The organism is Streptomyces sp. NPDC049887 (assembly GCF_040656535.1).
GTDB lineage: Bacteria > Actinomycetota > Actinomycetes > Streptomycetales > Streptomycetaceae > Streptomyces.
The window spans coordinates 1-11,006 of the sequence record NZ_JBFAMM010000033.1 but is presented as its reverse complement, the minus strand read 5'-3'; the positions used below and the strand labels follow the sequence as shown (position 1 = coordinate 11,006).

The window sequence follows — 11,006 nt, the reverse complement described above, 5'->3', positions numbered from 1 at the left end:
CTGGTTCTCCCCCTCCGCCCCCTGGGCCGGGGCGTTCGGGGCCGGGGGGGGGGGGTGGGTGTGCCCGCCCCCGGGGCGGGGGTCGTCCGGCTCGTCGCCCCCCCGCACGAGCCGGACGGTGGGAGCGCCGGGGCCGACGGACCGGTGGACCTGCGCACGCTGCTGGCGCCGCGGACCGGCAGCCGGGTGACCCTGTCCGAGCCGGGTGCCCCGGTGCTGCTCCCGGCGCACGCGGCGAAGGAGCTCGCGGCGGCCGTCGGCGCGGCACTGGACAATGTGCGCAGGCACGCCGGCGAGGACGCCCAGGCATGGATCCTGGTCGAGGACTGGCCGGACGAGGTGATCGTGACGGTCCGGGACGACGGCCCGGGGATCCCGGAGGGGCGGCTGGCCCAGGCCGAGGGCGAGGGACGGCTCGGAGTCGCGCTCTCGATCCGCGGCCGGCTGCGGGACATCGGCGGCACCGCCGAGCTGGTCTCGGTGCCGGGGCAGGGTACGGAAGTCGAGTTGAAGGTCCCGCGGGGGACTCGGGGGAAGGCGGAACGATGACCGAGACGAGCGGGGTGGCCCGGCGGCCCGTACGGGTCATGGTCGTGGACGACCACCCGATGTGGCGGGACGCGGTCGCCCGGGATCTGGCCGAGGCCGGTCACGAGGTGGTGGCGACCGCGGGCGACGGCCCGCAGGCGGTGCGCAGGGCCAGGGCGGTGGCGCCGGACGTCCTCGTGCTCGACCTCAACCTCCCGGGCATGCCGGGGGTCGCGGTCTGCAAGGAGCTGGTGGGCGCGAATCCGTCGCTGCGGGTGCTCGTGCTCTCCGCCAGCGGGGAGCACGCCGACGTGCTGGAGGCGGTGAAGTCGGGGGCGACCGGCTATCTGCTGAAGTCGGCCAGTACGGAGGAGCTGATCGACGCCGTGCGCCGTACCGCCGCCGGCGATCCGGTGTTCACCCCCGGCCTCGCGGGACTGGTGCTGGGGGAGTACCGGCGGCTGGCGACCGAGCCGGCGCCGGCCGCGGGGCCGGACGAGCCGAAGGCTCCGCGGCTCACCGAGCGGGAGACGGAGGTGCTGCGGCTGGTCGCCAAGGGCCTCTCGTACAAGCAGATCGCGGAGCGGCTCGTCATCTCGCACCGCACGGTGCAGAACCATGTGCAGAACACCCTGGGCAAGCTCCAGCTGCACAACCGGGTGGAGCTCGTGCGCTACGCGATCGAGCGCGGCCTCGACGACGTCTGACCCCCGTCGGGCAGCCGGTCCGGCTTTGTACCCGGTCCACTCGATGGAGTGAACCGCCGGACGTCAACTGCCGCCCCCACACCCGGAATTCAACTTTCGTACCGTCCCGAAGTGACCTGCGTCACCACTAGCGTTGCCGGCGAATATGGCCACCGACGGCGAAGGGACCTTCCATGCGGGTCGGAGTACTGACCGGGGGCGGCGACTGCCCCGGCCTCAACGCGGTCATCCGCGGCATCGTCCGCAAGGGCGTGCAGGAGTACGGATACGAGTTCACCGGCTACCGGGACGGCTGGCGCGGGCCGCTGGAGGGGGACACCGTGCGCCTCGACATCCCGGCCGTGCGGGGCATCCTGCCGCGCGGGGGCACCGTCCTCGGTTCCTCGCGGACCAACCCCCTCAAGGTGCGGGACGGCATCCGCCGGATCAAGGAGAACCTCGCCAAGCACGAGGTGGAGGCACTGATCGCGATCGGCGGCGAGGACACCCTCGGGGTCGCCGCGCGGCTCTCGGACGAGTACGGGATCAGGTGCGTCGGCGTTCCCAAGACCATCGACAACGACCTGTCCGCCACGGACTACACCTTCGGCTTCGACACGGCCGTCGGCATCGCCACCGAGGCCATCGACCGGCTGCACACCACGGCGGAGTCCCATATGCGGGTCCTCGTGGTCGAGGTGATGGGCCGTCACGCCGGCTGGATCGCCCTGCACTCGGGGCTGGCGGGCGGGGCGAACGTGATCCTCATCCCGGAGCAGCGGTTCGACCTGGACCAGGTCTGCGCCTGGGTCACCTCCCGGTTCCGGGCCTCGTACGCACCGATCGTCGTGGTCGCCGAGGGCGCGATGCCCAAGGACGGCGACATGGTCCTCAAGGACGGGACGCTGGACTCCTTCGGCCACGTCCGGCTGTCCGGCGTCGGTGAATGGCTGGCCAAGGAGATCGAGAAGCGCACCGGCAAGGAGGCCAGGACCACCGTCCTCGGCCATGTCCAGCGCGGCGGTACGCCCAGCGCCTTCGACCGCTGGCTGGCGACCCGCTTCGGCCTGCACGCGATCGAGGCGGTGCGTGACGGCGACTACGGCAAGATGGTCGCCCTCCGCGGCACGGACATCGTCCGCGTACCGATCGCCGAGGCGACGGCGAGGCTGAAGACGGTCGATCCAGCCCTCTACGAGGAGGTCGGCGTCTTCTTCGGCTGACGGGCGGCCGGGTCGGTGCGCCGGTACGGCCCCGCCCCGTACCCGGGGCCCGCCAGTGGGCCGGGACACGGCCGGTCCGCCCCGGTGTACGGCTCGGACGTCGCCGGGGTGCTCCCCCCACCGGCGTCCGTCGGGTCGGCCGGCGTCGCGTCGGCCGAGGCCCGCCCGTCGTGACGCGCGGCACGGCCACTCGCGGCGTTGCCGGCTCACGGGGCAGGCCCACCACGAGGCCGTCCGGCGTCCTGCGGTCCTTCCCCCAGGCCCGCAGGAGCGGGGAAGGCCCCGTGCGCCGGCACAGCTCCTTGCCGGGGCGGACCCCGCCCGACTGGGAAGTAGGGTGTATCCGCAATTCCATGATCATGGGGGGAACCGTGTCACCTGTCAGCCGTCGTGCCGCGCTCGCCGCGGCCCTCGCGGGCACAGCGGCGGGAGTGGTCCCGTCCGCAGCGCTCGCCCGTGCTCCGGAGAAGGCGTCCCGTGCACCCGTGGCCGCCTCCGCGGCGGTCGCCTCCGCGCCCGGCGCCCAGCCGCCCGCGACCATGTGGGTGCACCGTCAGGACGTGAACGACGCGCGCTTCTTCCGTGCGGGGCTGGGCGGACCGCTCACCGCGCGGAAGACCGGCACGGCCGGCCCCGAGACCTACGAGGTCTCGGACGCCCACGGCCCCCTCGCCACGCTCACCAAGGGCGCGCGGACCGTCACCGTGCACGGGCCGCGGCGCACCTTCACCGAGCAGAAGAAGGCCTTCACCGACCGCTTCGACCGAGGCGTCTCCGGTTGGGGCACGTCGCCCGGCGGCGGCAGATGGGCGACTCCCGACACCGGCCGCGCGGAGTTTCGCGTCGAGGGCGGGAACGGCACCGTCGTCCTGCGGGAGGACGGGTTCAGCCAGTTCGCCACGCTTTCCGACAGCGTCGGGGACGTCGATGTGTGTGCCGTGCTCACCCTCGACCGGGTCCCGGCCGGTGACGCCGTCTCGGCCGCCGTCTGCTGCGCGTACACGGGCGACGACCGGCACTACCGCGCCCGGCTGTCCTTCCTCACCACCGGCGAGGTCAGACTGATCCTGGAGATGGCGGCCGGAGGCACCACGACGCTGCTCGGCGGCCCCGTCCAGGTGGGATCCGGCTTCCGGCCCGGTGACCGCTGGCGCCTCCGCCTGGAGCGCACGGGGACCTCACTGCGCTGCCGCGCCTGGCGCGACGGCCAGAGCGAGCCCGCCACCTGGCAGGCCGCAGGGACGGACGGCACGCTCGGCGCGGGAGGGACCGGCATCCGGGTCCTCGCCAACAAGGGCGGCACCGCCCTTCCGATGAAGGTGCTGGTCGGCGAGTTCACCGTCGCCGGCCGCAGGCCCGAGCCCCCCGAGGTCACGCACGACCTGTGGGTGCGGCTGCTGGACACGCCCTTCGACGGCACCCTGGCCCCCGCCCTGGAACGGCGCCTCCGTGACTGGGCGGGCGACACCTCCCCCGACGCCCTCGGCTACGCGGCCATGTTCCTGCCGCACGCGGCCGGCGCGGTCGACCCGGTGATCGGCACGCGCGTCCTCGGCGAGGCCGGGTACGGGCCCTTCAACACGACTACCGGCGACGGCACCCGCGAGATCGGCGCCGACTTCTGGGAGTACATGGGCCTGGACACCTGGAACTTCCCCAACGGCGAGGCACCGGCGCAGCCGGAGAACACGGGCTCGCAGAAGCGGTGGGCGGGTTTCCTCGACTGCTCCGGCTACGTCCGGATGGTGTACGGGCACCACATGGGCATACCCATGGTCAACTACCGGGACTTCGACGGCACCAACCTGCCGAGGGAGTCCGCCGACCAGGCGGCGAAGGGCCCGGGCGTCGTGGTCGCCGGCCTCACGGCCGAGGGCGTCCCCGGCCAGGCCCCGCCGCCGCTGGACGGGCTGCGCGTCGGCGACCTGGTGTACTTCGACGCCTACGACAGCGCCGGTGACGACGAGGGTGCCGGGGACGACCGCGGGACCATCGACCACGTCGGCATCTACCTGGGCCGGGACCAGGACGGGAGGCGCCGGTTCGCGTCCAGCCGCAAGACGCCCGACGGGCCGACGATGGCTGATCTCGGCGCGCTGTCCGTGCTGGACGCCGGAACCGAGCTCTACAGCAGGAGCCTGCGCGTCATCCGCCGCTTCTGAGGTACCGGGGCGTCGCGGGCATCCCCCGCCGTCCGCCGTCGGGTCGCCCCGGCCGGGCGAGGACCGGGCTCCGTCAGGAGTCCGTCGCAGCCTCCCGGGGCCGGCCCGGCAGCTCAGGGCGCCCGTTCCGGAACCACCGTGTCGAGGAGGGTGCGCACGATCTCCGGCCCGCGCAGCGTCAGCACCGACTCCGGGTGGAACTGGATGCCCGCGAAACCCGGCCCGCGCAGCGCGTGGACCTCACCCGACGGCGCACGGCTCACCTCGACGCCGTGCCGGGACAGCTCCGCCGCGGCCTCGTCGTCGCACACGGCCGTGAAGCTGTTGTAGAAGCCGACCGTCTCCTCCGTGCCGAACAGTCCGACCCGCACCTGCGCCCCCTGGAACGGTGTCCTCCTGCGGGCGATGTCCAGCCCCAGCTCGGCCGCGATCAGCTCGTGGCCGAGGCACACCCCCAGCAGACCGCTCCGGTGGCGGCGCAGCAGGTCCGCCGTGAGCGAGCGCAGGAAGCGCATCTTCGGGTCGGCCGCGTCCGACGGATCGCCCGGGCCCGGCCCGAGGACGACCGGCCCGTCGTGGGCGAGCGCCGCCTCCCGCACCCCCGGTTCGTCATAGCGCCGTACCACCACATCGAGCCCCGCCCCCCGCAGCAGATGGGCCAGCATCGCGGTGAAGGTGTCCTCGCCGTCCACCACCAGCGCGCGTCCCGAGACGCGCTCCGGCAGGGGCTGCATCCGCAGCCAGAAGGGCGCCAGGTCCGCCCGCCGGGCGTCCAGGGCCGCCCGCACCCTGGGGTCGTCGGCCGGCCGCGGCCGCGCAGCCGTGTCCTCCTCCCGCACCGGCCCCGGGCGGACGCCCAGCGCGGTCAGCACCCCGGCCGCTTTTGTGTGCGTCTCCGCCACCTCGGACACCGGGTCCGAGTGGCGGACCAGCGTCGCGCCGACCGGCACCCGCACCTCGCCCGAGGCGGAGATGTCGGCGGTGCGGATCAGGATCGGCGAGTCGAGGGTCTGCGCGCCGCCCGGGTCGGTGCCGAGGAGCGCCAGCGCGCCCGCGTAGTACCCGCGCCCGCCGTCCTCGTACCGCTCGATGACCCGGCACGCGTTCTGCACCGGCGAGCCGGTGACCGTTGCCGCGAACATGGTCTCTCGCAGGACCTCGCGGACGTCGAGCGAGGAGCGTCCCCGCAGCTCGTACTCCGTGTGCGCGAGGTGGGCCATCTCCTTGAGGCGGGGCCCGACGACCACGCCGCCCATGTCGCCGACCGTGCACATCATCTTGAGCTCCTCGTCGACGACCATCGAGAGCTCGTCGGTCTCCTTGCGGTCGGAGAGGAAGTCCAGCAGCCCGTCGACCGCCGGCCCACCCGCCGGGTAGCGGTACGTCCCGCTGATCGGGTTCATCACGACCGTGCCCCCGGACATCCGCACGTGCACCTCCGGGCTCGCCCCGACGAGCGTGCGTCCGCCGGTCTCCCGGCCGGGCCGCCCCGCCGGGGAGGGCCGTCCGTCGCCGGTGTGGACGACGTACGTCCAGTACGCGCCGCGTTCGCCCGCGAGCAGCCGCCGGAAGAGCGCGAGGGCGTCGGCCCTGCCGAAGTCCGGGACGCGCCCGGTGAACGTGCGTCGGACGACGAAGTTCGCTCCCTCCCCGCGCCCGATCTCGTCCTCCACCACACGACGGACGATCTCCGCGTACTCCTCGTCGCCGACGTCGAAGCGGCCGTCCTCGACGTCGACGGCGTGCGCCGGAAGCCGGTCCAGCACCTCGTCGATCGGCAGCTCGCAGGAGTCCTCGGCGACCAGCACGGACAGCGGTGTGCCGTCGTCGCGCACGTCGAAGCCCCGCTCGCGGATCTGCCGGAACGGCACCAGCGCCAGCGACGGGCGCTCGCCCACCGGGAGGTCGGCGAGTCGTTCGACCTCGAGGACCGGGCCGGTCAGCACCTCGACGGTGTCGTGGTCGCGGCCGGGCGTGCGCCGGCGAAGCAGGGCGAACGGAGGGGCGTCGGGATTCAGCAACCGGTCGAGGACGTGCATGGTGGGGTTCCTTCCGTGGTGGGGAGGAACGGCCCGTGGAAACGGGAAAGGCCGCCCCTCGGGCGGCCTTCGCGGAACTGTGCGCGCGCGATCGGATCAGTGGGCCGCCGGATGAGCGGTCCACCACCGGTTCTGGGTCGTCTGCGCGAACATGCCCGGAACCCTACCCCACCGGCGTCCCGTCCGCCGGTGGCCGCCGTCTCACTTTCTGGGCCGCGACCCGGACCGACCGGTTCACCACGTAATGTTGTCGGGGTGACCGTGAACGCTAAGTCCACCGCAACCGGTGGCAACACCTGGCGAGACCTGCCCGCGGCGCAGCAGCCCGAGTACCCCGATGCCGAGGCTCTGCGCGATGTGATCGCGGACCTCGAGTCGTATCCGCCGCTCGTCTTCGCGGGCGAGTGCGACCAGCTGCGCGCCCGGATGGGAGCCGTCGCCAGGGGCGAGGCGTTCCTGCTCCAGGGCGGCGACTGCGCCGAGGCCTTCGACGCGGTGTCCGCCGACCACATCCGCAACAAGCTCAAGACCCTGCTCCAGATGGGAGCGGTGCTGACGTACGCCGCCTCCGTGCCGGTCGTGAAGGTCGGCCGGATCGCCGGCCAGTACTCCAAGCCGCGCTCGAAGTCGACGGAGACCCGCGACGGCGTGACGCTGCCGACCTACCGGGGCGACTCGGTCAACGGCTTCGAGTTCACCGAGGCGGCCAGGGTCCCGGACCCCGAGCGGCTGAAGCGGATGTACCACGCCTCCGCGTCGACGCTGAACCTCGTGCGCGCCTTCACCACCGGCGGTTACGCCGACCTGCGCCAGGTGCACGCCTGGAACCAGGACTTCGTGAAGTCGTCCCCCTCCGGCCAGCGCTACGAGCAGCTCGCGCGCGAGATCGACAACGCGCTGAACTTCATGAAGGCCTGCGGCACGGACCCGGCGGAGTTCCGCACCGTCGAGTTCTACGCCTCCCACGAGGCCCTGCTCATGGACTACGAGTCGGCCCTCACCCGGGTCGACTCGCGGACGGGCGACCTGTACGACGTCTCGGGCCACATGGTCTGGATCGGCGAGCGCACCCGCCAGCTGGACGGCGCGCACATCGAGTTCGCTTCGAGGATCCGCAACCCCGTAGGCGTGAAGCTCGGCCCGACGACGACCGTCGACGAGGCGCTGCAGTACGTCGAGCGGCTGGACCCGGAGCGTGAGCCCGGCCGGCTGACCTTCGTCGTCCGCATGGGTGCCGACAAGGTCCGCGACCGGCTCCCCGAGCTGGTCGAGAAGGTCACCGCCTCCGGTGCCACCGTGGCCTGGGTGACCGACCCGATGCACGGCAACACCTTCGAGGCGGCCTCCGGCCACAAGACCCGTCGCTTCGACGACGTGCTCGACGAGGTCAAGGGATTCTTCGAGGTGCACAAGGCGCTGGGCACCCACCCGGGCGGCATCCACGTCGAGCTGACCGGCGACGATGTCACCGAGTGCGTGGGCGGTGGCGACGAGATCTTCGTCGACGACCTGCACCAGCGCTACGAGACGGCCTGCGACCCGCGGCTGAACCGCAGCCAGTCGCTGGACCTGGCGTTCCTGGTCGCGGAGATGTACCGCGACCAGTGAGCCGACCGGTACGACGGTGGGGCATGGATCGTGTGATCCATGCCCCACCGTCGTACCCGGGCTTTCGGGACCGGCGGGCGGCGGGTAAGGTTAGGTTAGCCTCACCGATCAGTCGGGACGGGCGCCACAGTCGATCTCGATCCCGCCGGGAGGTGAACCGCGTGTACGTCTGCTCTTGCTTCGGCATCACGGAGAAGCAGGTCAAGGAGCACGCGGAGGCCGGTGCCTGCACCCCCCGCCAGATCGCCTCGGTGTCCAAGGCCGGGACCGACTGCGGTTCGTGTGTACGCCGAATCCAGGGCATCCTCGGCCGGGGCGCCTGCCCGCGCCGCGAGCTGCTGGAGCAGGGCAGCGGCGCCGCCGCACTGTCGGAGGGTACGGCCCCGGTGGCTGCCGGGACGTTCCCGCCCGGCCGGCTGCGCGAAGCGGCCTAGTGCCCGCCCGTCCGGACGGGGCGGTTTCCTAGGAGTCCGGCTGCTCGATCACCTGGGCGATGTAGAGCGGCTCTCCGAGCTTCTCCAGCAGTTCCAGCTGGGTGTCGAGGTAGTCGATGTGGTGCTCCTCGTCCGCCAGGATCGACTCGAAGATGTTCGCGGACGTGATGTCGCCCTTGCCGCGCATGACCTCGATGCCGCGCCGCAGCCGGTCGATCGCCTCGACCTCGACCTGCCGATCCGCCTGGAACATCTCGGTGACCGTCTGCCCGATCCGCACATGGAACAGCCGCTGGTAGTTCGGCAGCCCCTCCAGGAACAGGATGCGGTCGGTGAGTACCTCGGCGTGCTTCATCTCGTCGAACGACTCGGCCCGGGTGTACTTGGCGAGCTTCGTCCAGCCGAAGTTCTCCTGCATCTTGGCGTGCAGGAAGTACTGGTTGATCGCCGTCAGCTCGGCAGTCAACTGCTCGTTGAGGAACTCGATGACCTCGGGGTCGCCCTGCATCGCAGCGGCTCCTTCCGCACATGTGACTCGGGCAGGATGCGCGCATCCTCGCACCGTGATCGAAGGCCGTCCAGTAAGTGCCTCCTTAGTAGGAGTTGCCCGAATCGGCCCAGACCTGGTCATGACCACCCCTCCTGGTCTGTCACCATTGAGGGCATGGGTCAGCCGGAGAGCCGGGAACACCGGGCGTCAGAACAGTCCGAGCTACCTCCGGGACAGCGGCTGCAGCGCGGCTGGCCGGTCACCCACTACGGGCCCGTCCCCAAGTTCAAACCGGACCGCTGGGAGTTCCGGGTCTTCGGTGCCACCGCCGACGGCGACAAGCGCTGCTGGAACCACGAGGACTTCACCGCGCTGCCGTTCTCGACGGTCGTCGCCGACCTCCACTGCGTGACGAAATTCAGCATGCTCGGGGCCGAATGGGGCGGAGTGCCCGCATCGACGATCGTCGAGCTGGCCCCGCCGGCCCCGGCGGTCACCCATGTCATGGTCTGGGCCGAGTACGGCTTCAGCGCCAATCTGCGCCTCTCCGACTTCCTCTCCGAGCGCACGATCTTCGCCACCCACAAGGACGGCGAGCTGCTCACCGCCGAGCACGGCTTCCCCCTGCGGCTGATCGTCCCGCAGCTGTACGCCTGGAAGGGCCCGAAGTGGGTCCGCGGCGTGGAGTACATGACGGCCGACCGGAGGGGCTTCTGGGAGGAACGGGGCTATCACAACATCGGTGACCCATGGCGCGAGCAGCGCTACTCCTACCAGGAGGAACCGGGCGACGGGCCCGAGTTCTAGCCTGGTCCCCGGCCCGCGCGGCGGGGTCCCGCGGCGCACACCGGCCGCACGGTCCCGGACTCAGGCGTCCCGAAGCTTCTTCAGCAGGGCCACGTCCGCCGCGTACGTCTCCTTGCCGTGGCGGCCGCCCGGTGTCTCGATGATCAGCGGCACGCCCTTCGCGGCGGGGTGGCGCATCAGCTCGCCGAACGCGTCCTCGCCGATGTGGCCGGCACCGATGTTCTCGTGGCGGTCCTTGCGCGCCCCGACGACGTCCTTGGAGTCGTTGGCGTGGATCAGCCTCAGCCTGCCGGGGCCGACCGTGTCGACCAGCAGATCGAGCATCCGCCCGGCTCCGCCGGGAGCGGCCAGGTCGTGACCGGCCGCGAACGCATGGCAGGTGTCCAGGCACACGCCCAGCCTGGGGTGGGCCTCCAGGGCCTCGAAGTACGGACCGAGGTCCGCGGCCAGCGAGCAGAGCGAGAACCCCTGCCCGGCCGTCGGCTCCAGCAGCAGGAACGGGTCGTCGTCGTGCGTCAGCTCGTCCAGCAGTGGCAGCACCAGTTCCCGCACCTGCGCGAGGGCCGTCTCCCGGGTCCTGCCCCCGGTCGCCGAGCCGGTGTGGACCACCACGCCCGCCGCGCCGATGTCGCGGCCGCGGCGCAGCGAGTGGCGCAGGGACTCCACGGAGCGCTCGGCGGTGACCGCGCTGTGGGAGCCGAAATTGATCAGATACGGGGCGTGCACGAACGCCGGTGTGCCGGTGGCGGCGTTCCCGGCGCGGAACAGTTCGTCCTGCGCGGAGTTCCCCGCCGGGGTGGCCCAGCCGCGCGGATTGGCGACGAAGACCTGCACGGCCTCGGCCTCGATCTCACGGGCGTACGCCAGACCGGTCCTGGCCAGGCCGCCGGCCACGGGCACATGTGCGCCGACGGGGTTGTGCACGGTCACTAGATGTTCTGTCCGGGGAGGTTGTGGACGGGTGATCCAGATCTCGGCTGAGGGATCTTGAACGGGTGAGGGCCTTCCGGGTTCGGTGTGGATTGCGAC

General features: G+C 72.1%; 11 protein-coding genes. 7 read left to right on the top strand and 4 right to left on the bottom strand.

Annotation, left to right across the window (positions count from 1 at the left end; translation table 11 throughout):
• The 4 genes from AB0J10_RS29485 to AB0J10_RS29470 all read left to right on the top strand — a co-directional run.
• Window positions 1-549, top strand: a 549-nt coding sequence (locus AB0J10_RS29485) for an ATP-binding protein (protein WP_363065755.1), incomplete at its 5' end; no start/stop codon positions are given.
• Window positions 546-1,235: a response regulator transcription factor gene (locus tag AB0J10_RS29480; protein ID WP_363065753.1), complete on the top strand. Its 690-nt coding sequence runs from the start codon at window positions 546-548 to the stop codon at window positions 1,233-1,235. The genes AB0J10_RS29485 and AB0J10_RS29480, both read left to right, overlap by 4 nt.
• A 173-nt stretch (window positions 1,236-1,408) precedes the next feature.
• Window positions 1,409-2,437: a 6-phosphofructokinase gene (locus AB0J10_RS29475; RefSeq protein WP_363065751.1), complete on the top strand. Its 1,029-nt coding sequence runs from the start codon at window positions 1,409-1,411 to the stop codon at window positions 2,435-2,437.
• A gap of 371 nt (window positions 2,438-2,808) precedes the next feature.
• Complete coding sequence (locus AB0J10_RS29470; protein WP_363065749.1) at window positions 2,809-4,599, top strand: NlpC/P60 family protein; 1,791 nt, start codon at window positions 2,809-2,811, stop codon at window positions 4,597-4,599.
• A gap of 113 nt (window positions 4,600-4,712) precedes the next feature.
• Here AB0J10_RS29470 and AB0J10_RS29465 read toward each other — a convergent pair whose 3' ends face one another.
• Both AB0J10_RS29465 and AB0J10_RS29460 read right to left on the bottom strand, forming a co-directional pair.
• Window positions 4,713-6,638, bottom strand: a complete 1,926-nt coding sequence (locus tag AB0J10_RS29465; protein WP_363065747.1) for an anthranilate synthase family protein — start codon at window positions 6,636-6,638, stop codon at window positions 4,713-4,715.
• Window positions 6,639-6,734: 96 nt separating this feature from the next.
• Window positions 6,735-6,791: a trp operon leader peptide gene (locus AB0J10_RS29460; RefSeq protein ID WP_138057791.1), complete on the bottom strand. Its 57-nt coding sequence runs from the start codon at window positions 6,789-6,791 to the stop codon at window positions 6,735-6,737.
• 102 nt (window positions 6,792-6,893) lie between these two features.
• Between AB0J10_RS29460 and AB0J10_RS29455 the strand changes: the two genes are divergently transcribed.
• Together AB0J10_RS29455 and AB0J10_RS29450 are read left to right on the top strand one after the other, a co-directional pair.
• Complete coding sequence (locus tag AB0J10_RS29455; protein WP_363065745.1) at window positions 6,894-8,246, top strand: class II 3-deoxy-7-phosphoheptulonate synthase; 1,353 nt, start codon at window positions 6,894-6,896, stop codon at window positions 8,244-8,246.
• 152 nt (window positions 8,247-8,398) lie between these two features.
• Complete coding sequence (locus AB0J10_RS29450; protein WP_363065743.1) at window positions 8,399-8,680, top strand: (2Fe-2S)-binding protein; 282 nt, start codon at window positions 8,399-8,401, stop codon at window positions 8,678-8,680.
• A gap of 28 nt (window positions 8,681-8,708) precedes the next feature.
• Here the strand turns inward: AB0J10_RS29450 and bfr are convergent, their stop codons facing one another.
• Window positions 8,709-9,188 (bottom strand): bacterioferritin, encoded by a 480-nt coding sequence (bfr, locus tag AB0J10_RS29445; RefSeq protein WP_363065741.1) that lies wholly within the window; start codon window positions 9,186-9,188, stop codon window positions 8,709-8,711.
• Window positions 9,189-9,344: 156 nt separating this feature from the next.
• On the opposite strand from bfr, the gene AB0J10_RS29440 reads away from it, so the two are divergent.
• Window positions 9,345-9,977: a sulfite oxidase-like oxidoreductase gene (locus AB0J10_RS29440; RefSeq protein WP_363065739.1), complete on the top strand. Its 633-nt coding sequence runs from the start codon at window positions 9,345-9,347 to the stop codon at window positions 9,975-9,977.
• Window positions 9,978-10,037: 60 nt separating this feature from the next.
• Here the strand turns inward: AB0J10_RS29440 and AB0J10_RS29435 are convergent, their stop codons facing one another.
• Entirely contained in the window at window positions 10,038-10,901 is an 864-nt protein-coding gene (locus AB0J10_RS29435; protein WP_363065854.1) for a deoxyribonuclease IV, read from the bottom strand.
• Window positions 10,902-11,006 lie beyond the last annotated feature (105 nt).

Bases quoted from the DNA above. Each gene is read 5' to 3' on its own strand.
- bfr (WP_363065741.1), bottom strand. From the start codon at position 9,188: ATGCAGGGCGACCCCGAGGTCATCGAGTTCCTCAACGAGCAGTTGACT.
- AB0J10_RS29440 (WP_363065739.1), top strand. From the start codon at position 9,345: ATGGGTCAGCCGGAGAGCCGGGAACACCGGGCGTCAGAACAGTCCGAG.
- AB0J10_RS29465 (WP_363065747.1), bottom strand. From the start codon at position 6,638: ATGCACGTCCTCGACCGGTTGCTGAATCCCGACGCCCCTCCGTTCGCC.
- AB0J10_RS29475 (WP_363065751.1), top strand. From the start codon at position 1,409: ATGCGGGTCGGAGTACTGACCGGGGGCGGCGACTGCCCCGGCCTCAAC.
- AB0J10_RS29480 (WP_363065753.1), top strand. From the start codon at position 546: ATGACCGAGACGAGCGGGGTGGCCCGGCGGCCCGTACGGGTCATGGTC.